The organism is Halorientalis sp. IM1011 (assembly GCF_001989615.1).
Classification (GTDB): domain Archaea; phylum Halobacteriota; class Halobacteria; order Halobacteriales; family Haloarculaceae; genus Halorientalis.
The window spans coordinates 972,649-996,383 of sequence record NZ_CP019067.1 but is presented as its reverse complement, the minus strand read 5'-3'; the positions used below and the strand labels follow the sequence as shown (position 1 = coordinate 996,383).

Below are 23,735 nucleotides of genomic sequence, written 5' to 3'. Positions count from 1 at the left end.
TTCTGTAAACTAATACCCAAATACTGGTTTTAGTTGTCATGACAAGGGATAGCACGCCTCAAGCAGCATCGACAACAGTCTATCATAGAACAGTTCCCGAGGAAATTGATTTTCGAGGTTTCTGGGAGGGAATAACCTGCTCAGTGTAACTGCGTATGTATTACGGTAACTTGTCGAGTGTTATAGCCGAAAACCCATACTTTTCAACACGTTCCCGTCGTTATCTGGGATATGGTCCATGTGACCCGCCGGAAGGCCCTCCAACTAAGCGGGTGCGCGGTCGTCGCTGGCCTCGCAGGGTGTGGTGCTCTTGATAGAGATTCCGCACCCAGCCCCACGCTCGGTGAAATTGGAGTAACGAATCTTGACTTTCGGCCACACACAGTTTCGGTACTCATAACCGACGAAGGGGAACCAGTGTACTCGGCGGAGATGGACGTCGAGGCGGCCAAACCAGAAGTCGACGATTCTACGGACGTCGCAACGGCTGGCAGTGGTTCCTTCGAGGGGTTCCCGACCGAGGTTGAGGGGTCCGTCCTGTATGCGTGGCGGGATCGCCAACCTGTCTCGAAGTGGGAAAAATTCGACTTCCAGGACAAAACCACCTCGTGTCTCGGTCTAAACGTCCACATCGGTGATGTCAGTCAGTCCCGTCCCGGTGATGTGTCAGTACTGTACACGACAAACCCCGATACCTGTAAGGACGCCGCAACCGCGATTTCTGCTGATGCCGATGGCTGAAATAGTTCTCCGAGGATTCGGTGTCCCAACTGACACCCTGCACTAAATCCGACCCGCGGCCAGTTCTTCGTAACCGACACGACCGACAAATACATGCTCTGTACTGGTCGGATTGAGGGACGACGAATCGGTATGAGAACCGTGGTATGACGCCCTATCCGCAATGCTACGTTAGTCTGGAAGCGAGCGACGGCCGGTACGGACACACTCCCAGCAGGGAAAATCGTCGCGGAGATCCGAACAGTCACAGGCATCGTCGGTCGTGTCGGTACCAGTTACACCAGTCTCATCGTCCGATGGAGAGGTGGCTGTCCCACCGTCAGCTGCCATCTGCTGCGCCTGGGCTGCATCGAGGAGTGGCTCACGGATCGCGATCGCAAGTCGATGTTTGCAGGCACCGTCGAACCGAGCATCAGCGGGGCACGTACAGGCTGTCGGAAGGCCCTCGGAAATCGTGACCAGGTATTCGTGGTCCGCGGGGTTCGCGTGGCTACAGTTTCGAACACTGACGCCCGCCGGTGTCAGTTCGAACTCGAAGGCTTCGTATTGGGCACGCTTTGCGACACGGCTCGTGAACTCCAGTTGTTCGAGTGGATTCATCCAATCCGGGCGCTCGCGTGTGTGCGCCCACCCCTCGGGCGCATCACAAACTGTTGGAGGACCGCGATGGCCGTACGGGGATGGTACAGCTCCCTCACCGAACAGGGCAGCCGATCACGGGAGTTCGTAGCGAGCGATGGCCTGCCGGTCGCAGGTCGGACAGACCACCGTCTCCGGATCGACGACCGTGCCACAGTGTCGACACTCGTGGATGGTCTGGCGGCCAGCCGTCCACGGCAGTACCTTAGTGACGAATCCACGGAGACTCATCCTGATCACACCCACTCCTCGGCGAGCAGCGCATCGCGCTGGGTTCTGACCGTTACCGGGCAGACGTCTGCAGCTGCAGCCAGCTCGAATTGCAGCACTTCAGTTCCGTGCTCGGCCGCGGCGACTTCGATGCACGCCGCCGCAAAGCCGGCCGGATTCCGTCCACTCGCCAGCCCTGTCTCGACTGCCTGAGTGGCCAGTTCGCGTGCGGTCCGTTCGACTGCGGGTGCAGCATCGACCGCAGAGGCCAGTTTCGGGATGAACTCCACTGGTTCCTGAGGGGGGACCGGGAGATCGAGTTCCCGGTTCAGCACCAGGTAGGCGTTCCGGATGCGATCCTCCGCAACGCGAGCAACGGTAGTAACCTCGGCGACAGTACAGGGGTGTTCGGAGCACCGACAGGCGGCATACACACAGCCAGCAGCGATCGCCTCGATGGACCGACCCCTGAGGAGGTCCGCGTCCTGGGCCGTCCGGAAGAGGGTCGCTGCCTGTTCGCGAAGGCCTCGATCGAACCCGAGCGCGGAGACCATTCGGGCGATCTCCGTACACCCGTGTCCGAGGTTGCGTTCGGCTTTCGAGCGCCACTTCGCCCGTGTGTGTTCCCGTCGCAGCCGTGCGAGCTGGCGTCGCTTCTGTGAAGACAGGTCGTTACCCTTCCCGTCCTGCCGCTGGCCGATGCACGTCGACAGTCCGCGATCATGGCGCGCGTTCGTCAGTGGACTCCCCGTCCGTTTGCGGTTCGAATCTGTCTCGTCGAACACCCGAGGTCCGCGCCGGTCGAGGCGCGCCGCCTCGATCACCAACCCACAGGATTCACAGCGCGTTTCGCCCCCGTCCGTGACGAGTGTGCCGGGACACTCCGGACAGTCCGTGGTCGATAGTTCGCCAGTCGTTTCCTCGTCGAATCCGTCCGTGGAGATGTCTCTCGTTGCCATCTCGAATCAGCGCGACCACTGCGTGTGGCCCCGCACCCCTCAGGGGCCACAAACAAACCACCACGCGACTGCAATCAATCGAGAACGTACCCGAGACGGTTAGGACTGGAGGTGACTATTCTGAGAATTGGTGGAGCCATGGTATTATGGAACCGAGTCAACCTGAATCCACAATCACTCAGTATGGCAGAATAAGGGGACTCCTCAGACAGATACCTGGTGTCTGTCAAAGATGGTATGCTGAATAGAGGGTGTGAATCTCGTACGCCAAAAGTATCTGAATTATAAATGTTTGAATTTGCTCCGTATCGATAGATAGAGTTCTAGAATGGGTCCTGTAGCGAGATATTGAATAGACCGGCACTGGTGAATCGCAGGACTGCGTCGGATTCGACCGTTAGAACTAGGAAGTTGAAGCGGGAAACCGTCGATGATTCATGTCTAAGATCTCCCGCTTCACAAGCAAAGTCGTTCAGTTAGCTAAAAATGCTGTTGGTGGGCGAGGCGAAGTCGCCGCCCCCGAAGGGGGTGGCGGCTTCGCCGATTATGCCGTCGTATCGCTGCATTGTCTGCGGGTTTACTTGGAGAAGTCCTACCGAGAAGCGTTGGATCTGCTGAGTGAGATGCCACATATTCTCGGGGAGATCGACCTCAAAGCGGCCGATCTCCCGCATCATTCGACGTTAGTGAAGTGGTTTGATAGGATCAAGACAGCACTCTGGCGAGTGCTGCTGCGCCTCTCGGCGCAGCTGCACGACCCATCCGGTCACGCCGCGATCGACGCGACGTTCTTCGACCGCGAAAACGCGAGCAAGCACTACTGCCGTCGGACGAATTACCGTGTTCAAACGCTCAAAACAACTGCTCTCGTCGATACAGAAACTCAAGCAATTCTGGATGTTCACTGTACGACTGAGAAACGCCACGACACACAGCTCGGCTGGCAGGTCGCCCTCCGCAACGCGGGCGACCTTGCCAGCCTCGCTGCCGACAAGGGCTATGACTGGATGGATTTGCGCGAAAAACTCCGCGAAGAAGGCGTAAGACCGCTAATCAAGCATCGTGAGTTCCGGCCCATCGATCACGCGCACAACGCGCGGATCGATGGGCCTCGATACCGTCAACGAGCGATGTGTGAAACCGTCTTCTCGACGATCAAGCGCACGCTCGGCGACGCCGTGCGTGCGCGAACTTGGTACGGTGAATTCCGAGAACTCGTCCTGATGTGTGCGGTTTACAACATCACGCAGGCGGTGAAACAGTGAAATTACGCTACGTCTGGCGATTCACCACAGCCAATAGACCTTACAGAGTGGTCATAGCACTCTTTAGACCATCCATAGATTATTTTCTATGTGGTGTTAGGCACCAATGGGCATACTCAGTTCCGAAACCGGTCAATGTGAACTGTGTGGTGGAAAAGTCTCAGGAAAGAATGGGCAGAAATGTGCAGACTGCGGGGCGTACATCCATGACCAATGTTTGAAGGAACGAGGTTTGGTTGATAGTGGTGGTATTCTCAGTTCCACGAAGGTGAAGTGTCCCCGTTGTCAGAACGTCGGGAAGCCCAGGTAATCCCGTGCACAATTTTTAGATAAATTCTATAATTCTCCAGGGTTAGTTATTCCTCCGCAGCCTCCAAGGCAGTAAGCAATTCAGTAAGCCTGTCCCGATGGGTCTCGATCTCGTATTGATCGACGAGATCGAGCGCGGCCAGAATGGCCCCATCGTTCGTGAGGCCATCCGCTGCGAGTTTCCACAGTCGCGTAACTGCGGCTGCTTCGTCCGTGTCGCACCGATGGAGATCGGGTACGAGGTCGAGACTCAGTTGCTTCCAGTCAGTGGCCGTTCCAGTGAGTTCTATCGACCAGTCGTCGATATCACCGTCACGCTGGTAACCGTCCATCGCGTGTTCCGCGAGGAGACCGTCGATGATTACGGGCTCGCAGACTGTTGGTCCACTACCCCTGAACGTGGGATCGACGACTGTCTCGAACGCGTCAGCCGACCGGATCTCCCGTTCGATGTGCAGGCTAACACTGTCGTGTTCCGCGAGAATGCTCGCTGCCTCATCAGTGCTCACCTGTCGGGTGAACGTCGCAGGACCGGTTGCGACAACCGACAGCGTCGGCACCGATGTGTCTGGTGTTGTCTGTGCGTGTGTGGTATCGGTCGTGGATTCGGGTAGCTCCGAACTCATCGTTTCTTGAGGGTATTGCTCCCTCCGCCCATGGAGGGGAGACAAAAACACAGTCGCTGAGAGCTGATTAGGATGGATATGTAGCTGGATGCTGGAGAAGTCATACAACGGTTCTCATACCGATCCGTCGCCCCTCAATCCGATCAGTACAGAGAGTGTAGTCGGCAGGGATAGATACAAGCGGTAAAAATATCACGAGTTCTATTCATCACGAAAACGGTTCCAATCAGAGGCTGAAAATGGATACACTCAAAATGGCGGTCGCTGCCGGCATTTTTGCGTTGCTCGGGACAGCAGTCACTCAATTAGTACAGCTGACGTTCATCGAATCGACTGTGGCCAATGCAGCAATAGAGGGACTTTTCGTAGGCGCAGTCGTCTATCTCGGTCTCAAAGCGCTCAAACGCTCTGTAGATGCAGGGTAATTCGCATCCAGTTTAAGAGGGCGTGTCTCAGACGGCTGGGGGTATCGGCGGTTTCAGTACTCGGCAGGGGCAATATATGCAGTCACACTGTGCAGGAGATACATTCCCAGACGTCCCGAAATCAATCTCCCAGGGAACGGTTCCATAACATCCTGTGAATGGTGTACTCGAATCTAAGAGACGATAGACAGGTAGCCGATGCTACGTTGTGTAGTCCCCCAGTTGGTCGTTGACTGCGTCGATAACTGTCGTTGCCGTCGTACTGATCCGCTGCAGGCGATCAGTGATCGTCTCAGTATTGTCCTCAGCCCACGCCGCCAGGTAGAACGCCGCGTTACGCGTATCGAGTCCGAAGTACCGACCGACGACGTACGCCACCGCTTCGGCTTCGACCTCGCGTTTCGCCCGTTCGCTGTCGTCGGCCACCTGGAAATGGAGCAACGCGTGGGCGTACTCGTGGATCAGTGTCGTCGCCAGATCCGCATCGTTCGCTCTGTTCTTTGCCTTCACTACCGGGAGCTGGTCCCCTCCTGACTGACTACAGACACCCTTGGCACCCGGATGGGACCAGTCGGACTCAGCCACGATCTGGACCTCCACATCGAGAGTGAGTGCAGCCGACTGTAGTGCGTCGACTAGCTCGCTTCCATCGCCGTACGTCTCAGTATCGAGTTCGGGAAGCGGCTCACCCTCGGTCTGGGAGACGTCGAACACTGGTGCGGGCTTGAACCCGACCAGCCCCTGGTCCCACTCCTCCGGTGGTGTCTCGTCGTACTCACAGTCCGATTCTCCGTGGTAGCTTGGCGCGTTCTCACACTCCGGGCACCGCGTCGTGATGATCGGTGCCCAGATCCAGATCGCCGACTCGCCCTCCTGGACGTGCCTGTCGAACTCCTCTTGCCACGTTCGGTAACCCGCGACCTTGGTCGCCTCTGGACATTGCTGTTTGATGAGCAGTGTATTGCGATGCGAGTAGTCGTGGAAGCGGCTCTTGACATCCAGCCACTCCTGGAACTCCGCGCTGGCCTGTGCTTCGTCGACGAGATCGGTGAGGTCTTCGACCCACTCGTCGATGGTCGCTCGCATCTGCTCGTCACGCGTCTCGCGGTCGTCGAATGTCGTGTTGTCACTAGTCGCCATCTCGAATCAGCGCGACCACTCCGTGTGGCCCCGCACCCTTCCCGGGGCCACAAACAATACTACCACGAACGCACGACAGGAGTCACGCTTCGATCAGTTGGCAGCCTTCGCAGGTGTCTCACTGAGGAGTGAACCGACGTTCTATCAGTGTTGTTCGCGGCCGCAAATCCCTATCCAAGACATGTGCGGTTTAGGGTATGACGCCCCCATCGTTGCAGATCCCAAAAGTCTCGAATCGACCTGGCCTTACATCTCGGCGGTCAGTTCACGAGCCAGGTAGTCTGCATCGTCGGCCGGGATGCCGACGTGTTCGAAGTGGTCAACAAGTGCCTCGCGAGCGGACGTCCGATTGGGTTCGTGATTGCCGATGATCTGGCCGGCCTGCCAGACGATCGAATCGATTCGGAGCAAGGAGACGTGCCGGCCGAGGCGGGCACTGATCGTCTCCATGACGTGGGCCCACCCACCCATTACGGTCTCGGCGTCGTCGCGCTCCGTGAGACCGGCCGTCTGTGCGACGCGTTCGACCTGCAAGTCACAGGGAATCGGGATGTCCGAGGGGAACTCCAGATACTCACCGTGGCGAACGAGGTGAGCAATGTCGTAGACCTTCATCGCGAACACGACGGTCTTGGCCCGCTTGCGCGTCTCCATGTCGGCAGCGAGACGCTCCCAGACCTCGATGGGAGCGGCCGACTCGTGCGTATCGAGGAACCACTCGTCGAACCCGTTCTCGAACAGGCGAATCAGCCGGTCGCGCTTCTGGTCGTTCAACCGCGCGTTCACGTCGGCGGCCATGAAGTCGCCGAGAACGTCCCGGACAGTCTGTGCGGAGTCGAGCGTCTCGTACTCCCGGACCGTCCGGTCGAGCGCCCGCCAGAACGCCTGGGCGTCACCGTTGAGCTGATAGTCCTGGGTTGCCGCACAGAGGGCCAGTAGCTTCACGTGCTCCGCCGAATCGAAGCGGTCGTACAGCGTCTGGAGCGTCTCGTACTCCGGTTCGGCACGATCGAACGCGGCAATGCCATCGTAGCCAAGGGCAACGATGGCCTCGGCGACCGAGTAGATACGTGTCTCGTTCAAGTTAGTGTACGGGACTGTCATGTGTTGTGAGTACGTGATGGTGGCGATGGTTCGCGTGTGAGCAGCGCCGACCGTCGACGCACTGACTGCCTCAGGCCGTGAACTGGGGCCGCTGGGTAGTCTGCGCGAACCACAGGGACAACCCGGGAGAGTGGAGAGGAGAATGTTAGTACGTTACTATCGTTACTATCAAGCTACTCTGGGGCCGACAGTGTCGGCATGGACGTTAGCGAGCGGGTCCACATCGCACCGCTCGGGTTCGAGTACGACCGCATCGTCGAGCCAGCGGTCGAGTACCGGGCCGACCGCGTCGTGCTGCTTGATTTTATCGCCGAGGACATCACTCGGCCAGCATACCACGAGGACGTGCTGGCCGATCTCGAGGCTGCAGGGATCGCCGTCGAGGTGGTCGACTGTGATCTATTCGACCTCTATGAGAGTATGGCAGTCATCGCCGACCAGATCGTCCAGTATGCTGACCAGGACAACCAGGTGTACGTAAACCTCGCCAGCGGGTCGACGATCACGGGTATCGCCGGGATGATCGCCTGCATGGTGACGGGTACTGCCGTACCATATTACGTCCGCGCCGAGGAGTACGCCTCCGGTACAGAGCCGGTCGGCCACGGCATGGAGTTCGCCGCTGAGTTACCCCGGTATCCTATGGAGGGCCCGGACCCCCAGCAGGTCGCCGTGCTGGCGTACCTGACTCGTGAATACCGGCGGTGCGAAGACGGCCCGTACACCTACAACGTCCGGAAAGACGATCTCATCGCGTTCGGCAAAGCAAACGACTTGCCATTCGCCGCGGCGTACACTGGCGAGACAGAGAAAGGGTACTACCGGCGGCTGGACAGTCACATCCTCGATCCGCTTGTGGAGCATGAGTATATCGAGATCGAGTCAGTCGGCCGCACGAAGCGTGTCGTCCCCACCGAGATCGGCCGCCGGACCGCGCGGGCGTTCAGTTACCTGCTTCGGGAGACAGCCGTGGATATCGACCCCGACGACATCGCCACTTCCGACAGGCCAGCCGGCACGCTTGGATCGTGACTACGGCTACAGGTAGTGGTCGGTTTCGGGGACCGTTTCGGATGCCCCCGGTGTGTAGACAAGGAGATCCTGTTCCTCGGTGAGCCAGTCGGCCAGTTTCGCCTGCATGTACTCGGTGGCGATCGCGGGTGTGAACACACCACGGTCGATCATGTCGCCGACAACGTCTTTCAGCGCCCGGAACTCCCCGCGGATGAACCCATCACCGACAGGGTGGCCGTCGAACCAGCGAACCGTCGCCAGCGCTCCGTTGCCGACCGTCGAACTCTGGTCGATGGTCTCGCAGTCGTACTCCAGGCCGAACCAGAACGTGCGGTACGCGGCCACGTCGAAGTCAGTGGGAACCTCGTAGAACGCTTCGTGGTGGAGATAGTCCAGATAGTGATTGCAGATTTCCTCGCGCGTGACCGCGACTGCCAGCGGGTCGCGGTCGACCTGTGCCGTCCCCAGTGAGCCCTCACCGACGTGGTGGCTTGCGCCCTCCTCGTCGTAGGCCTCGGTGAGTGCCTCGAACAGTGCCACCGTCCCGTCCGTGGATGACGCCTCCCCGAACGGTGTCTCGGGTGTGATGGCGTGTTTCAGTCTGAGGTCGCTTGCACCCCAGTGGGAGTAATGCAGGTTGTACAGGCTATCCGGTCGTTCGTATGCGACGAGTGCTCTGTGTCCCATTTCGAATCACGCGGGACGGGTGATCGCCCCGCACCCCTTCGGGGGCGATAAACAGACCGACGCGGTGGGTTCAAGCGGGCGAGGGGTGTACTGAGAGCCAGGATGGTCTCCGAGGCCGAGATCGAGCGCCTCCGGCTGGAAGCCGACACGATCATGACTCGCTATCAAACGGTCGAGGAGGTACTCCAGCAGGCGCGCAACGAATCCGGCGACCACTGGGAGGAAGGCGAACTCACGGTCACACTGGAGACCCCACAGGGTGAGGCCATCGAAGTGGTGCTGGATCTCGACCAGGACCCAGCGGCCAACGCCCAGCAGCGCTACGAGCAGGTGAAAGAGTTGGAAGCCGAACTCGAACAGCAACAGGCCGTCGTCGGCCAGCTCGCACCACTGCCGGCCGATCCGGTGGCCTATCGGATACTATATCACCTCGACACGGTCGAGGGGAACTATCCGCGGTCGATGGCCGGTCACCTCGATGCCGAACGGAAACAGGTCGAAGCGCTGTGTGAGAAAATGGAGACGGCCGGCCTTCTGGAGCGCGTCGAGTCGGGGACCGTCAAGCAACGCCGCGTGAAGGCCAAGCAAGCCGACGAGGTCCGCCAGCACCACACCTACTACCGGCTCTCGCGGGAGGGCGATCATCTCTTGCGGTTTCTGGCAGAACGAGAGGGGAAGAAGAACATCCTCCGGCACCTGCCGGATGGACAGACTATCGCGAAGCGGTTGGCTCGTGGTGGTCCCGACTACCCGCGGATGACCGCTGAGGAACTGGCTATGGACTTCGAGTACGTCCGCCATCTCTACCGTGCGCTTCGGCGTGTGGGACTGGTGACTACCTACGAGGGAAGTACGATCAAAGGCAGCGAGCGTAAGCTGAAGCCCAAAGACGAGACCCACCGCAAGCACACCTACTACGTGACGACATCCGTGGCCGAAGAATTGCTTCGGGAGTTAGGTGAGTAAGTTTGACTGTGTCCAGATTTTCACATCAGCACTGTTCCAACAACTGGATGAAAGGTAGGAGATAGGTGGTTCTTGAGGCTACATCTGGGACTGATCTGTATAACCCTCCACTCACACGAGCGAAAACGTGACAGTTGCTGTAACCGTGACCTGCTCATCAGCGTCTGCAAGAGAGGCTGCCGTATTGTCGAATATCAAATAACGTTGGGAGTATGGCTCTAATTCAGTGGTCCGAGACCCAGTTTGGTCAAGCAGAACATCGGTAAGTGGACTGGATTCAATGTCGCCACCATCGTCATACCTCTTAAACTCACTAGGACCAAGAAGCAAGACATCTATAGTCTCATTGGCCACTGTCTCGAATTCATAGGATAGTTCTGCTCGCTGATTGGCCCGGGCCGAAAAGCCAGCATAATAGCCAGACGGTATCTCGAACGTCTCTGATACTGTCTGGTTCTCAAGGGCTGTCTCAATCCGGTGTTGCCGGACTACTCTCTTCCCCTTGTTGGCGGCGTCATCAATGACGGACCCACTCTCATCGCCACCTCGGGCCACATCATCACCGCTCCTAGAACCAGCCTCAATGATTTCGTCACTACCGCGGGCGAGCATTGTGGCCGCCTCATCTCCGAACCTAGCCCCTGCAGCGACGAGTCCAGTAATCAGGTACAGTATCCCACGTCGTTTACTCGCCATTCTTGTGAGAGACGAATATCAGTGGTATTGAGTAAATAATATTTCGACAAATCTCCCGCAGAGGACAGCCGCATTAAGAGGAGATATCATTTTAGTTCATATACATGTTTGGGTGAATATTGGACGTGGCTGATGTTCGATTAATCGTTCATTCGTAGATTCCAATTGACTGAGGAGCAATTACATTTAACACTATCATCTGTATGTCCGTCTTTGACCACACGAAGACAGGAATCACACTCATTGCACCATAACATCTCATATAGTTCCCTATAGACATTGATTGCGGGCCTCAATTCTCCTGGCGTACAATTAGCGAATTCAGACTCCGTTTCATTCCAGTGGACATTCGGGTTAAGAGCAGCACCATCATGTGAAATACGCTCACTGATTTCAGTCATCTTATTGTCAAGCTCCTCAAAGTGGCTTACCCTCATATCCCGATTCCATGAATCCGCCGAAGCCTTCGCGCTCTTCACCAAGGACTTGTATCTTGATATAACACCCTGCTGGAAGTCACCTAAATTCCACTGACTATTTGCTTTGAATGGTACTTTTCCATCCAAACGATCGCATGCTTCACGCAGGAACCACTCAGCCATGCGTCGTGTCTGATGGGCCGCAATTGAAACGTTCCCATCATTGAGCTCTTCCTCAATCGTCTCCCACTCCATTTCTGGCCGATCAATTATTTTCGGCCCATCCTCGATGTTCCAATCTGAGAATTGAACTACCCCATTGGAGTTGACTACACCAGAAGAACGAAGGTGGCGGTGCCAGAGATCATCATGAGTTGTGATGAACAGTTGGTGATCCTCTGCAATCTCTGAGGCCATTAGCCTGGCTAGAGGCCGCCGATGCTCAGAGTCTATTGACATGACGACGTCGTCAAGCATCATGATCGATATTTCTTCCTGCTCTTGAAGCCAATCATAGAGAGCGAAGTAAAGGCAGATCCCCATACTATCTTGATGACCCTCGCTATGTAGGGCATGGGGCGGATGTTGGCCACGATCGTAGAATTCAACCTCCATTTCAAGTCCAGTCTCAGTAGGATCTAATCCAGCGCCAAAGTCTGTCTCATCGGTATGAATAGTCGTATAGTATCTCTCAAACTTATCTTCGATTTCGTCGTAGATTCGGTTTAGAACGGAATCACGGGCCTCGACGAATTTCTGGTGTGTAGTCCTGACATCTTGAGCGACTCGTCGATACTCAGCGGCGTTTCGACTGTTAGAATGCATCTCGTCATATCGCTGATTTGCCGCCTGAAGGTTTGACCACGCTGACTCCAGCTCATCTAACTCAGGTCCCGATGAAATATGTTGGTCTAACTCTTCAAGCATCGACTGAAGATCATCGGGTCGTAGCAATGCGTCACGATCGTCCTTCGTCATTTCGTCTTTAGGGGGCTTAGAAAGGAGGTCTTGATTATAGGCATCTTCCCAATCCTGAACCAATTCGACGAATTCCTCCAGTGGTTCCCCATCGAATTCGTCCACTCCAGTTAAGGTCTCATGTAGAGATTCGGCAACAACACGTACATCAGTCAATGATTGTTGAGCCGCATCGCGACGTTCTTCTAACTCATCAAGTTTCTTTTGTAGTTCTTCTGCCTCCTCAAGACGTTCAGAAAGATTTTCACGGAGCTCTTCCGGGTCCCACTCATTAAGACATAGAGGACAACGTTCGGCGTCGTCATCGATGGCCTCCTTTCCTAGTTCCACGAGACGTTGTCGTTTCAGATCACGGCGGGCCTCACCCTCTATATCGATCTCATTCCACTGTTCACGATAAGCTTCGTCTGCTTCGAGAAAATCCTCCACATCGGTATCGAACCATTCTTGGAGTTCCTCGATTCGCTGTCGGCCATCTGATCGCAAAAGCGGGGAAGCAATGACGCGTCGTGAGGGCGAATCGATATCCGAATCAAATTGCTCATCTAAATTTGTGAGTTCATTGCCACCGAGGTCCTCACGGAGATCGTTAACAAGTTGAAGAACAGAATCATCACTATCTGATTCTGATTCAAGAGCAGTATAAAGGTCCTCACGGAGACGATCTGCCTCACGTTCTAATCTGTTAGCTTCATTCTCAAAATAGCCAGCTGCATTATCTAAGGCAAGCCTTCTAGATTGAACATTTTGAAGGTCGAGAAGGGATCGAATGCTTTCGGATCGACTTCCAGCCTGAGCGGTAATAAAATCGAGAATTTCATCCCGGGATAACAAATGTAGCCCTCTTTCCGCCGCACGCGTCACTGATTCAAAATCCTCACCAAATTCTTCCTCATCGTCATCATCCCTGCCGATGGATGGATTAGTTCGATCTGAAACACTTCGGCGAACAGTTAGACTGTCTCCATTTAACATAAACTCGCCTTCAACCCAGGCATCGGTTGGATCCGAATCGATGTGGGGCCCGTGACGGGTTTCAGTCAACGATTGAGACCCTTCACCCGATAACTCCCTAATAGAACCAGTAAGAAGAAAATCAATCGCGGCGATCACCGAGCTCTTTCCGGATCCGTTCGGACCAACGATTACAACGTTCTCTGTTTTAGGTTCTAGTTCGAACTCACCATTGATACCTCGGAAGTTTGATATAGTGAGGCTATTAATCTTCATCGTCCAACATTTCCTCCTCAATGCATTCAACAATGAGATCTTCTCCACCGAAATCATCCTTATGGAGAAGCCCATTCATGACATCGGCCATGTCCACATCAACATCAGATTGCATTACCTTGAATATGAATGCGCTAGCAATCTGATCTTCTACGTCCCCATTTTCTTGAGCTGCAAGGTCTATATCTAGCTCATCATCTGATACATCTCCTCCAAGTCTCTGGTCTTCTCCCTGACCTTCTGACATAGAAAAATTGGGTACTGGTGAATTCATTAATGTATCGGAGAGTTAACTATATTGAAGCGCATAGAACCGAGCCCCCTGAATCTAAAATAATTCACTGATGTACGGGGTTTATTCCTCTATTACTGGTCGGACCAGGTCCATTAGATCCTCATGCGTAACCGGCTCGATATCGACGCGCTCGCCCTCAGCAGTGTAGAAGATACTGGTCGTGACGGTTCGGTCCGGATACCAGGCAGACGCCACGTGATAGTAGACACTTAGTTGCTTCCCGTACTCCGCCTGGGCGTGACGGCCACGATCGGTCTTGTAATCGATGATCTCGATACGCCCCGGCAGCACGTGGATGAGGTCAACGACGCCGGAGATCGTCACGCGCTCGTCATCGACGGTAAGCGGGAGAAACGCCACCTCCTCAACCAGTAGCTCGCCATCGAGCGAGTCGATCAGATTCCGGACGTGCGTATAGTCAGCTTCCCTGCCAGCGTCGGCCGAGTCGCCCAGTGCGTACGCTTCAGCGAAATCATGGATCTGTGTCCCGAAGTCCGTCCCTCGGCCCTCAGTGACATCCTCGAAGACATCGCCTTGCATCAGCGTGTGGGGAGTCTCACCGACTGGACCATCTGGTGTAGGAATAGTGGCACCGAGGGTTGTCTGTTCATGTGCAGGCCGAGACGTCTCTGATAATGCTGGTTCGTACTCTCTATTGTGACGTCGAGTTCTTCGAGGAACGTGTTGGGGGAGTCCCGGCCGGCGTAGACGACGTGATTTTTCGCTCGAATCGTCGCCATGTACAGAAGACGGCGTTCCTCGTCGTAGCTATCAGGTAGACACCGCCGCAGGATCTCCAGCCGCCAGTTGTCATAGACTTGGGAATGACCGTGATCCTCGGCGTAGATTTCGTGCTGGCGCAGACCGATCAACTCATCGTAGGTGATCGTCCCATTGGATCGGCTTCGGGGTGGTGGAGATTGGGAGGCCGCAAGTAACCAGAAGATCCACAGAGCTGACTTTCGGCTCCCAGTGAGTTAATTCGTATCCATCCGTGAACCACACCTTCCTTTGTGTAAGTTTATACTGAAACTTAATCCAGATGACTAGTCGTCACTGGTGATGTGTGCCCTGATAGTAAGAGCATCCTCGGGACGAAGTAAATATGACTGTAGATGGTGTTCATCACCAGCTGATGTCAAAGCAATCATGTCTCCTGCCCCCTCCAGATCTTCTGCGCCCGGTTGATCAAGGATCACTCGAGAGTCGGTGTTGGAAGGCAATTCAAAGCTAATTCGACAGTTGAAATTCGTCTTGATATTGCCGGACACAATATTTGCATCCGGCCGTTGGGTCGCGAGCAAAATAGAGTACCCCAGTGCCCGTCCGATCTGTGCAAGTCGCCCGACTGCATCCTCGAACTCCTGCTGAGTATCCGACAGGGCCATAATCAGATCAGCGTATTCGTCAATAATGATAACACGATATGGTATCCGATCGATGTCTCGGGATTCTGCAAGTTGGTTATATTCTTGCACCGATGAAGCGCCCATTTCCTGTAGCAAGTCACGTCGATCCTCCAGCTCAGATTCAAGTAGTCCTTCCAGGTACTCAACACACTGTTCGCCTGTGTCTAGATAGGTATCTACCTGCGGTAGGGGCTCAAATCGACCAAAGTCAATCCCTTTGGGATCGAGTAGACTCATTTTGACTAGGTCTGGAGAGTAGTTGACGGCGAGACTGCAAATCACAGATGCGAGGAAATTCGACTTACCAGAGCCTGTAGCACCACCAACCAGTGCATGATGTTCCTCAAGTAGGTCGATCGTCTTGTGTTCGTTCTCTGTGGTCACTCCAAGTGGAATATGAAGTGGTTCATTGAACGACTCAGCCGATGCCTCCAGTCCCTCACGAAGGTGGATATCTCGCGGTTCCCCATGTGGGATTTCCAAGCGGATTGCTCCTTCCGCGGGATTAGCAACACCAGTGACAGAACCAGATGCTTGGATATGCACACTCACCGAGTTCAGAACATTGATTATACTGTCGACTTTCTGTCCCGACTTCGGTCGAATATTCACGCCGATTTTTCGCGGACCGACTGACACATCGGCAGGGTTCGGTTCGTAGATATCGACCCCTAACGATTCGAATTGCTCCTTTAGATCGGTCGTGAGCCGTGTTACGTCTATGGATAGCTCTTGTTCAGGGCTCGGGTCCAAGGTTTCGATCAATTGCTGTCTGTCACTCGATGTCCACGAGTAGGCTCTTGTGCCACGTGCGTCTGCCGCATGTGTGTCCGAAGCTTCTGACGTATCATCATCTACTTTACTGTCAGAGTCTCCCTCATCATCTTCGGAGTTCTGACTCTGAATAGATGCTGATGCTTCTTCAGTGTCGCTGCTGTCAGTCGACTCTTTTTCCTCTTGCTGTTCGCTCTGTTTCTCAGCTGCAGCAGTGTCAGTCTCAGACTCCTGTCCGCTTGTTGTCCCGGAATCCTCTACTCGCTCCGGTTGTTTTTCGGATTGCTCAGTTTGGGCGTCTGAGCCAGTTGAGCTTGCTGACTCAGTCGTTGCTTCCTCTGTCTCTTCCGAGCCTGAAGAGGTATTTTGAGTCGGTTCTGCACCCTCAGCGATCGTTGACGAAGGCTCAGCAGTTTCTGCCTGTTCAGAATTCTCAGCCTCGGCCACACTTGTCTCTGCCTCTTCCACAGCCGCTGTCTCGGCCTCAGTTGTCTCTGTCTCTTGTGCACTTGCCGGCGTCTCGAATGAGACTTTCTCAGCTTTCAGATCCGGGTGGATCGAATTCTCACTAAGATTTTCGCTATTAATAAGTGATAACACATCCGCCGGTAGTTTGAGAACACGAACACCATCCTGAGTCTCAAGAGCGGGCAGCGCAATGTCTCGTTGAATTCGAATAACTTCTCCAATTCTCCGTTGGCTGTCCTCTAACAGGTTGATAGAGTATTCACCGTCAACTAGAGGGTCTGTATGCTGTTCGATTGTCTGTAGCCGCGTCTCGGAGATTACCCCGTAATGATACAGTCTACGCGCGATCTGCAGGATGATATCGCCAAATTCACTCCGGAGAACCTCGGTGTCAGCATAGTCCTTGTCCGGGTCAAACAGCTCTTTGAGGTTCTCTTTTGCTCCTTTGACCTGCTCGACTCCTTTCGAGATACCCGATGTTCCGCCTTTTGTCTCGACAATCCACAGATAGAGATTGAGATCTCCGGACTCAGCGTCTTTCGGGACACCCACGAAGCACAGGTCATCCGATGCTGCTCCCTCACCGAAGTACTGGAGCAGGCCCTCGTTTCCACCACGATATTTGCGATCGTGGCGAGCAAATTCGTCTAAACTGATTGGGATCCACTCGTACTCTGGCAACTCCCGAGCAAGCAACTCTCCGCTGACTGCCAGTCCCCCAACCAAACCGAGTAGTTCCATGACGGTGTTGTTTTCTGCGCTTTGGAGATCTAAGGCTAGCTCCCCGTCGATAGCAACCAAACGCGTAAGCACGGATTCCGGGTCGAGTTCATCCAGACCCGGAGTTGCCTCTAACTCTCGTTCAAGAGTCTTAATATATGGATCACGCTTGTCCGTTGTCGTGATGATATCGAATCCGGGGGAGGCAGCGTCATATTGATCACTGTAGTGGATCATCAAGGCCTCATCCGAAATGTCCGACGACTGGGAAGTAGAATTGATGTAGAAGCTGAGATCCACTTTCGGCTCGACGTGAAGGACCCAAAGGGATTGGTTCCAAATGTTCGGCAGATTTGATCGCCCACCAGTTGTAACCACTTTGCTGAGTGTCCGACCGTAGTTGAACTCACTGTCACGCATGCTCGCTTCTAATGTATTGATAGCGGCACCGATCTCACCAAGAATACCGCCCTCTTTAGGATCGAACGCAGCCCCTGAGCGAGAGACTATTTCACTCCCTGCAGACTCAACTTGGATTTGGTCTCGGGGTAGAAGTCCATTCAGCCGTGTTGCTCTAGGGAAGCTCGCAGTTTCAACGGCGCCCGGCTGTTCTTCCAGAATGCCGCGGAAAAGGGTGAGATGCGCGGATCGCTGTGTGTCTTCGTTGAATTTAGAATCAGCTCGAACATAGCTCACACGCCGGTCTAGCTTTTCCAGGATCTCATCTGTGTCTGAGGAGCCGCCCAACTGCTCTCGAAGTGGCGAGTCCCCACTATCAGTTGCAAAGAACCGCTCGAGCGTCCGGCCCTCATTTGGACCGCCGTAGATCTGTAGATTGACTTGCGGGAGATTCAGCTCTGGGTGTTCATTGACGTATTTGAAGAAGTCATATAGGCCCTCAATTACCGGCCCAAGGTCCCCCATATTCACCAGATTAATGTTGAGCGTTCGGTCCTCATGCAGTTTGAATAGGAGCGGGAACGCTCTGGCGAATGCTTCCAATTTATCGGAGATTACGTCAGCAATATAGTTCGGAGTGTCCGAACCCGGACCCGCGATTGGGGCATAAGAAGCCCAGAGGTGGTTGTTTTCCATCGTGTGCCCCGAAAGGATATTCCCACCGTCGCTTTGGCTCCACCTGAACGGTGAGAATCCAACAGGGTTGAACAGCGACCGGAACCGGCTAAATCTAAATCCATCAGTCATTCCAGCCTCCAACAGTTCATCGCGCCATCCTGCTACCCGCAGCCCATATGCCAACATCAGGGGATGAAAAGGGGTCAACCAGACGACATTCGCGGACGTCGACTGAATCGTGCCGAGCCGACGATATGGATTGAATTGTGGGGTTGTCCTTCCTGCCTCTATCGCCTGGATCGCCTTCGAATAGTTCTCCAAGACATCTGCAACATGGTCCTGCGTTTCCTGATCCCAGATGTCTGTCGATGGTATTGTATCACGTTGATCGAAGTGCTCGAGCAATGCCGTATATGCACTGATGAGATCTGGAGCGATATTCTCGAGTTCGACATCATCAGGAACGACTCCGAGCCCGACATCGACTTGCGCTGTCTCACGAGGGGCGATCGTCCCCTTCTGCACAATTCCTTGTTCTAAAGCGAGAAGTTTCCGATCAGGGTCAGGGATTTCAATCCGGCCGCGGGTCGGCGAGTGGAATTCGCCTGTGTCAATATTGGTGACGACAGCAGAATCGATTTCTAGGGAATCATCCCCAGCCCAGTCTGTCGGTGACATCAGTGCGGCGAAGGACAGTGGGAACTGGACTTCTTCCTGTGTTGGCTCATCTACCTCAGAAATGAAGTCAATATTGAGCGGTACAGGTGTGCCCGATGGAAGTGTAAGCTTACACCGAACCCGTCTGCCGCCTGGTAGTGGTTTGGGCCGGAGCAAAGCATGCAGATCCGCCTTATGATGAGTTTCTTCAGTAATTTCAACCGTTTCTGGGTTGTCACTCTCATCCGCTTCCGGCGGCGTAAGCTCGATCAATTCCTCGTCAAATGCTGTCAGAGACTCCTCATCAACATCAACACCGAACGTCTTGTCACCAGTCGGCAGCGTGTGGAACAGCGACTCAGGGATGAGTGCAAAATTGAATTGATTCTGCGGTGTTCCGCCCTTCGTCTTGTGTCCGATATATACTTCCAGGCGGTAGAACTGTGGCGCATCCGTATCGAGTCCCGACAATGAGACTTTTAGCTCATTGTTTTGTTGCTCCCAATCATCGCGCTCATTGCCGGCTCCATCAGTCAGCTTCACTGGCTCTCCTGAGATATCGATGTCATACTCAATCGTCGCTGAGAGGGTTCCAGTGTCCATCCCAATGATGACATTCCGGTCACCCTCAGCCTGACTGCCAGCTCCGTAGATTCGAACCAAGTCTTGTTCGACGGTTATATCCTCGAATTCCGGATCTCGACCTGTTCCAGTCTCAGACGTACCTGAGCTACTCGTGGTTTGACCACTTTTTCCAGTGCTTGCCCCCGTAGAACTACCACCACCCGTAGTACTGACCTCTCCGTCAGCTGCGTCAGACCGAGTTATTGTTCGCCAGTTTGACCTGCTGACTACTATTTCGATAAAGTCCTCTGTGTAGTAGGCTTTCAGTTCTGTTTCCTCATCCTTTGTGACACTCTTGGCGTCCGCAATCCGCTCTGCATGCTCTTGATTACGGTCCAAAATCTGTTCAGCCTGGCTTTTGAGTTCAGACTTGCTGTTTGTCTTGTCAAACCATTCTTCATCAAAGGCAGTTTCTGTCAGATATGTTCCGATCTTCGGAATGAGACTGGGCATTGCATCCCCATCAGAACGCATACAGGCATCATAGATGCCACAGTACGTGCGGAGCGGATCCAGGTTGTCTAATGGGTCATCTGGAAGTTCAAGCCGCGATTCAACGATCTCGATAAGCGCCTGCCCGGGGTCAGACAGCTTTTCTTTGCTTCCAAGTATCCGTTCTTGGAAGTCGGTTAGGGGGAGCTGTTCGTTGTGTGCAAAGAGAAGGTGGGTGGTCTCAAGCGTTTCAATGGCCACACCGGACTCATAAATCATGACGAGAGCATTATCGGCGAGGTCATCTTCTCCCTCGGCGATAATGTTCCGTAACGTTGTGGCATACGATCGGGATACCTCAAACTCACGACTCACAGCATCGCCCTCTCTCCGCACAGAAACGACGATTACTGACGTACCATCGACATCAATAACCGGAACATCCTGTTGTTCACCCTCGTACTCTACAGTCTGAAATCTAACCATCCCCTCGGAGTTTTCAAGAATAGACTCGGTGATTTTTTCCGCCGTTTTCGGGTCTGGGAGCTTCCCTGCATACCGGTCTCCCGACTGGGGATCCAGTTCCGGCATCTGTTCATAGAACCATCGAGCGACGTTCTGCTCAAAGGGTCTCGACATACATTGCCTCCCCACTGTCGCTTTGCTTCTGCAGCAGTCCCATTGCCTCTAATTGTGAGATTACCTCTTCTTTTGACCGGCGGTCAAATCTAATTCCTCGCCCTCGCATATACTCCCAGAACTCGTCTATATGACCCCGTTGCTTTCGAGCGTCAAAGAGCCGAGCAAACAGCCGAAGACTGCCTCTGTCCAGTCGGAGAATCGTTCCGACACCCCGACGTCGCTCTATAAATTGTCGTTCTGCACCTGTTCCAAGATCGCGAACCGAGTTCTCGCCTGCCGAATAGGCAGTTTGTGATGACGGTGTCTTACCCATGTTTTCGTAGTATCGGCGAACTGAGTGTGTGAACCTGATCGCTACGTCTCCCAGATCCGAGTCGACGTCAGGTCGTTGATCATCAGGGAATTCATCGAGTAACCGATCGATGACGTCCTGTTGGAGTTCATCTGGGAAGGCTTCAAGTGCTTCCGAGAGTGTGTATGGTTTTGCGTCAATCTGATTTCCGGAGTCCATCGCAACGCTCACTACGTGATTTAGTACCGCAAGCCGCCCCCAGGAGTCGTACAGGGCCCTCGATAGACCATCACCTTTCCAGGCATCCACGAATTCTCTGGATTCGGATGCAGTTTCACTCGCTAACCCAAACGGCACTGGGATGATGTCAAATGAGTATTCATACGGTGGCCCATCTTTGATCGTCTCGTATTCCTCTTGGAGAGTGTAGGCGGTTTGAATGACATACATCATATAGTGGTAGTTGAGGATATCGCGCAGTCCAAGCATCCACCGGGAGGCAGATTCAGATTCTCGGACATTGAGCCAAGCCTTGAGATCCTCGCGAAATGCTTCCGCACACCCCGGTACGAGCGGATCAATCTCAATCGGCGTCTGGTTGGAGAGAATTTCAGTAGCATCTGACGCCAATTCAACACCCTCTAGATTCTCGATCCCGCTAATAACAATTTCCTCTAGAAGGTTTGATATATCCATATCGAAGAGACCCTCAACGAATTCTGAGTGGAGATCCTCAACGACACCATCCCCTGGATCAGTCATCAGTAGCCAATAGAGGCGAGACCAGCGACGTTGGTCGATCTCAATTGCTGACGCTACAGCGTGATTGAATGGCACAAGGTAGTCCGCTTCATCGTTTTTTCGACCAAATCCTTTAGCTGAGACACCATATCCAGAGGTGAAAGCATTCCACAACTCTTCGGCTGTCTCGTCATCGCCGTCCAGTGCTGGCAGGTCTTTGAATGACTTCTCCAAATCAGCAATTTCGTGGCTGGGAGCGGCATCTAAGATTCCGGATAGTGTCTCGGAGAATGTTGCTTCTCGGACTGTCGCGGATATTGATACCGGGAAGTACGCGCGCTGATTTGTTCGGCCAGGTGCAGAATCGAATTCTGGAACGAATCCAAATCCACTATATGTCATTTGCTACCCTCCCGAGATATTCGCAGCGCAAGATTGTCGTCCTCGATAGTCACTTTTGTTTCATTTGACCGTCCCTCTACGACCACCTTTTCTCGTTTGTTCGTGAAGTCTTCCAAGCGTGAGTGGAGCACCCTGATAGCATGCGACTGATTAAGGTCGGTTGCATTGGGGGTATACCCTTCACTCACCTGTGTCAGCAGCTGATAGATATTGAATGAGATCGGGATCGGAATGAGTGGCTCTTCGCTGCTCGACGGCTCAGCCATTAGTTTGAGACGTCCAGGAACGGCTAGCGATTCGGTCTCCTCAGCGCACTTATCGGCATCAAACTCGGGCTGTTCCCAGTCCGAGAGATATCGATATGATGCGGACCGCTTTGCGTCAATGAACTCAACCAGGCCATCGCCTCTCTGCCGGCCGGTCCAGCCACCTAGAGCCTTCTGAACAGTACTGAGTAATTCCTGTGTCCGGCTTACATGTTCTTGCGGCCTACCGTTATTGAAGTACGTCAGTGCGGCAGCAAACTCTTGAAATGTTGGCTTGTCAAGGATAGTCTTCCCGTCACCCATGTTCAGGTATTGCTTTCGCAACACTGTACGAACGCGTTCGACTGACTCGTCAAACTCAACGGCTGGAAGCGAGGGTAGTGCCTCTTCGGTCCCGTTAGCTCCAGTTGCCCACTCCAACGCTTGTTGATCAATGGCAAATGTTGTGTGACTTGCGGGATCAATCTTACTGGCTTCATTCCGATTGTTTGTCCCCAGTGTATCGAATGTCGCATTCCATATGAGGTCCTCTGGGTGAGCAGTTGTGGTCCCATTCTCTAATGCAGCTCCGATAGGACAGACCTCATGATCCCGATCGTGAGGCTGGGATTTTGGGAGGAGGAGCGAGGCGATATTGTCAATGATGGTCCGTGGATTCAGATACGAACCTGTGACCACACTCCAGCCTGCAAACAACCGTGCGAGTTGCCTTTTGACTGATGTGGTCGAGAGTTGCCGGATGTTGTATTGAAGTGGGCAGTCATCGCCGGCAGGACACTCTGACTTTTCTCGTTCATAAGCCTCTGTGAACGGGCTATTTTCGTTCATTGGATCAAACCGATCAATCAGGTCGTAAACTAACCCCTCACCCAACGACTCAGGGGCAGTCTCGTATGTTTCGCGATGGCTCAAATTGAGTACGGAAATATTGTGCTCGGTCGACTCGTAGAAAAGTTCATTCTGTGATTCATCTATTGCACCCCAGATCTCATCAAATGTGTCTGCCATCCCTTTCCGCTGGAAATAGTCGATGGCAAGACCGTAGTTGATAGCAATCGCACTTCTTGGCCCGGACTCGGACTGAATGTCAGATTCGATTGTGTCAAAAAAAGAGGTGAGTCTGTCAGAATAATTCTCGTCCCGTCGTCGTGCCTCTGTCGCGTCCATCTTAACGCGCTCTTCTGGAATGTTTCCTTTAGCCTTCTCATAGCCACGGGCTAGCAAGGCACTCTTGCCGTCACCAGCACTCCCGGTTAGTATCAGCAGTCGCCCATCGTTCTCGTACTCATTATCAAAAAAATCAGCAATGTTTTCATCCTGATCTTGTTCCACGTACAACCCCTCACGGAGGGTATCTTCGTCAGTATGGCCGCCAACGATTGCCACTCGCTGGCCCCGTTGACAGGCATACAATAAGTCATAAAGAGAATCACTTGATTTCGTTAGTGACATTGGCGTCGGTTGACTTGATATGTTGCGTAGCATAAAATAAACCTTTGCCATAGCAGGCACCCCACAACGCAACCGA

Annotated in this window: 18 protein-coding genes; 4 read left to right on the top strand and 14 right to left on the bottom strand. The window is 54.0% G+C overall.

Going from position 1 to position 23,735, the window contains the following annotated elements; translation table 11 throughout:
• Nucleotides 1-231: 231 nt before the first annotated feature.
• Nucleotides 232-741: a hypothetical protein gene (locus BV210_RS19740; protein ID WP_157525836.1), complete on the top strand. Its 510-nt coding sequence runs from the start codon at nt 232-234 to the stop codon at nt 739-741.
• A 171-nt stretch (nt 742-912) separates the two neighbouring features.
• Here the strand turns inward: BV210_RS19740 and BV210_RS05080 are convergent, their stop codons facing one another.
• From BV210_RS05080 to BV210_RS05075, 3 genes are all read right to left on the bottom strand, one after another.
• Nucleotides 913-1,341, bottom strand: coding sequence for an SWIM zinc finger family protein (locus BV210_RS05080; protein ID WP_077205590.1), 429 nt, complete (start codon nt 1,339-1,341; stop codon nt 913-915).
• Nucleotides 1,342-1,455: 114 nt separating this feature from the next.
• The gene (locus tag BV210_RS20195; protein ID WP_172824876.1) at nt 1,456-1,611 is read right to left on the bottom strand and encodes a hypothetical protein; all 156 of its coding nucleotides are present in this window, start codon (nt 1,609-1,611) and stop codon (nt 1,456-1,458) included.
• Between the two features lie 5 nt (nt 1,612-1,616).
• Nucleotides 1,617-2,549: a transcription initiation factor IIB family protein gene (locus BV210_RS05075; protein WP_077205589.1), complete on the bottom strand. Its 933-nt coding sequence runs from the start codon at nt 2,547-2,549 to the stop codon at nt 1,617-1,619.
• A 437-nt stretch (nt 2,550-2,986) separates the two neighbouring features.
• Here BV210_RS05075 and BV210_RS05070 point away from each other — a divergent pair, with 437 nt between their 5' ends.
• Complete coding sequence (locus BV210_RS05070) at nt 2,987-3,814, top strand: IS5 family transposase (RefSeq protein ID WP_077205588.1); 828 nt, start codon at nt 2,987-2,989, stop codon at nt 3,812-3,814.
• A gap of 356 nt (nt 3,815-4,170) precedes the next feature.
• Here the strand turns inward: BV210_RS05070 and BV210_RS05060 are convergent, their stop codons facing one another.
• The 3 genes from BV210_RS05060 to BV210_RS05050 form a co-directional block, all read right to left on the bottom strand.
• Nucleotides 4,171-4,683 carry a hypothetical protein gene (locus BV210_RS05060; protein WP_077205586.1) on the bottom strand — a complete coding sequence of 171 codons (513 nt, stop codon included), beginning with the start codon at nt 4,681-4,683 and terminating at the stop codon, nt 4,171-4,173.
• 692 nt (nt 4,684-5,375) lie between these two features.
• Nucleotides 5,376-6,314, bottom strand: a complete 939-nt coding sequence (locus BV210_RS05055) for an ImmA/IrrE family metallo-endopeptidase (RefSeq protein WP_077205585.1) — start codon at nt 6,312-6,314, stop codon at nt 5,376-5,378.
• A gap of 246 nt (nt 6,315-6,560) precedes the next feature.
• Complete coding sequence (locus BV210_RS05050) at nt 6,561-7,397, bottom strand: N-glycosylase/DNA lyase (protein ID WP_216640641.1); 837 nt, start codon at nt 7,395-7,397, stop codon at nt 6,561-6,563.
• Between the two features lie 219 nt (nt 7,398-7,616).
• Here BV210_RS05050 and BV210_RS05045 point away from each other — a divergent pair, with 219 nt between their 5' ends.
• Nucleotides 7,617-8,450, top strand: a complete 834-nt coding sequence (locus BV210_RS05045; RefSeq protein WP_077205583.1) for a DUF6293 family protein — start codon at nt 7,617-7,619, stop codon at nt 8,448-8,450.
• Between the two features lie 6 nt (nt 8,451-8,456).
• On the opposite strand, the gene BV210_RS05040 is transcribed toward BV210_RS05045, so the two are convergent.
• Complete coding sequence (locus BV210_RS05040; RefSeq protein WP_077205582.1) at nt 8,457-9,119, bottom strand: DUF6735 family protein; 663 nt, start codon at nt 9,117-9,119, stop codon at nt 8,457-8,459.
• A 102-nt stretch (nt 9,120-9,221) separates the two neighbouring features.
• On the opposite strand from BV210_RS05040, the gene BV210_RS05035 reads away from it, so the two are divergent.
• Nucleotides 9,222-10,085 (top strand): DUF2250 domain-containing protein, encoded by an 864-nt coding sequence (locus tag BV210_RS05035; RefSeq protein ID WP_077205581.1) that lies wholly within the window; start codon nt 9,222-9,224, stop codon nt 10,083-10,085.
• Between the two features lie 111 nt (nt 10,086-10,196).
• On the opposite strand, the gene BV210_RS05030 is transcribed toward BV210_RS05035, so the two are convergent.
• The 7 genes from BV210_RS05030 to dptF form a co-directional block, all read right to left on the bottom strand.
• Nucleotides 10,197-10,781, bottom strand: a complete 585-nt coding sequence (locus BV210_RS05030; RefSeq protein WP_077205580.1) for a hypothetical protein — start codon at nt 10,779-10,781, stop codon at nt 10,197-10,199.
• Nucleotides 10,782-10,921: 140 nt separating this feature from the next.
• On the bottom strand, nt 10,922-13,408 hold the full coding sequence (locus tag BV210_RS05025; protein WP_077205579.1) for an AAA family ATPase: 2,487 nt from the start codon (nt 13,406-13,408) through the stop codon (nt 10,922-10,924).
• The gene (locus tag BV210_RS19730) at nt 13,398-13,655 is read right to left on the bottom strand and encodes a hypothetical protein (RefSeq protein WP_077205578.1); all 258 of its coding nucleotides are present in this window, start codon (nt 13,653-13,655) and stop codon (nt 13,398-13,400) included. The genes BV210_RS05025 and BV210_RS19730 overlap by 11 nt, the downstream gene beginning before the upstream one ends.
• Nucleotides 13,656-13,763: 108 nt before the next feature.
• Entirely contained in the window at nt 13,764-14,243 is a 480-nt protein-coding gene (locus BV210_RS05015; RefSeq protein WP_077205577.1) for a PD-(D/E)XK nuclease family protein, read from the bottom strand.
• Between the two features lie 506 nt (nt 14,244-14,749).
• Nucleotides 14,750-20,503, bottom strand: coding sequence for an FtsK/SpoIIIE domain-containing protein (locus BV210_RS19475; protein WP_084802567.1), 5,754 nt, complete (start codon nt 20,501-20,503; stop codon nt 14,750-14,752).
• Nucleotides 20,487-21,941 (bottom strand): DNA phosphorothioation-dependent restriction protein DptG, encoded by a 1,455-nt coding sequence (dptG, locus tag BV210_RS04985; RefSeq protein ID WP_084802566.1) that lies wholly within the window; start codon nt 21,939-21,941, stop codon nt 20,487-20,489. Before dptG ends, BV210_RS19475 begins: the two co-directional genes overlap by 17 nt.
• On the bottom strand, nt 21,938-23,593 hold the full coding sequence (gene dptF, locus BV210_RS04980) for a DNA phosphorothioation-dependent restriction protein DptF (protein WP_077205570.1): 1,656 nt from the start codon (nt 23,591-23,593) through the stop codon (nt 21,938-21,940). The genes dptG and dptF overlap by 4 nt, the downstream gene beginning before the upstream one ends.
• Between the last annotated feature and the right edge of the window lie 142 nt (nt 23,594-23,735).

What these genes read in the sequence shown, in the direction of transcription:
- BV210_RS19740 (WP_157525836.1), top strand. Translation starts at nt 232, where the DNA reads ATGGTCCATGTGACCCGCCGGAAGGCCCTCCAACTAAGCGGGTGCGCG.
- BV210_RS05080 (WP_077205590.1), bottom strand. Translation starts at nt 1,341, where the DNA reads ATGAATCCACTCGAACAACTGGAGTTCACGAGCCGTGTCGCAAAGCGT.
- BV210_RS20195 (WP_172824876.1), bottom strand. Translation starts at nt 1,611, where the DNA reads ATGAGTCTCCGTGGATTCGTCACTAAGGTACTGCCGTGGACGGCTGGC.
- BV210_RS05075 (WP_077205589.1), bottom strand. Translation starts at nt 2,549, where the DNA reads ATGGCAACGAGAGACATCTCCACGGACGGATTCGACGAGGAAACGACT.
- BV210_RS05070 (WP_077205588.1), top strand. Translation starts at nt 2,987, where the DNA reads ATGTCTAAGATCTCCCGCTTCACAAGCAAAGTCGTTCAGTTAGCTAAA.
- BV210_RS05055 (WP_077205585.1), bottom strand. Translation starts at nt 6,314, where the DNA reads ATGGCGACTAGTGACAACACGACATTCGACGACCGCGAGACGCGTGAC.
- BV210_RS05045 (WP_077205583.1), top strand. Translation starts at nt 7,617, where the DNA reads ATGGACGTTAGCGAGCGGGTCCACATCGCACCGCTCGGGTTCGAGTAC.
- BV210_RS05040 (WP_077205582.1), bottom strand. Translation starts at nt 9,119, where the DNA reads ATGGGACACAGAGCACTCGTCGCATACGAACGACCGGATAGCCTGTAC.
- BV210_RS05035 (WP_077205581.1), top strand. Translation starts at nt 9,222, where the DNA reads ATGGTCTCCGAGGCCGAGATCGAGCGCCTCCGGCTGGAAGCCGACACG.
- BV210_RS05030 (WP_077205580.1), bottom strand. Translation starts at nt 10,781, where the DNA reads ATGGCGAGTAAACGACGTGGGATACTGTACCTGATTACTGGACTCGTC.
- BV210_RS05025 (WP_077205579.1), bottom strand. Translation starts at nt 13,408, where the DNA reads ATGAAGATTAATAGCCTCACTATATCAAACTTCCGAGGTATCAATGGT.
- BV210_RS19730 (WP_077205578.1), bottom strand. Translation starts at nt 13,655, where the DNA reads ATGTCAGAAGGTCAGGGAGAAGACCAGAGACTTGGAGGAGATGTATCA.
- BV210_RS05015 (WP_077205577.1), bottom strand. Translation starts at nt 14,243, where the DNA reads ATGCAAGGCGATGTCTTCGAGGATGTCACTGAGGGCCGAGGGACGGAC.
- BV210_RS19475 (WP_084802567.1), bottom strand. Translation starts at nt 20,503, where the DNA reads ATGTCGAGACCCTTTGAGCAGAACGTCGCTCGATGGTTCTATGAACAG.
- dptG (WP_084802566.1), bottom strand. Translation starts at nt 21,941, where the DNA reads ATGACATATAGTGGATTTGGATTCGTTCCAGAATTCGATTCTGCACCT.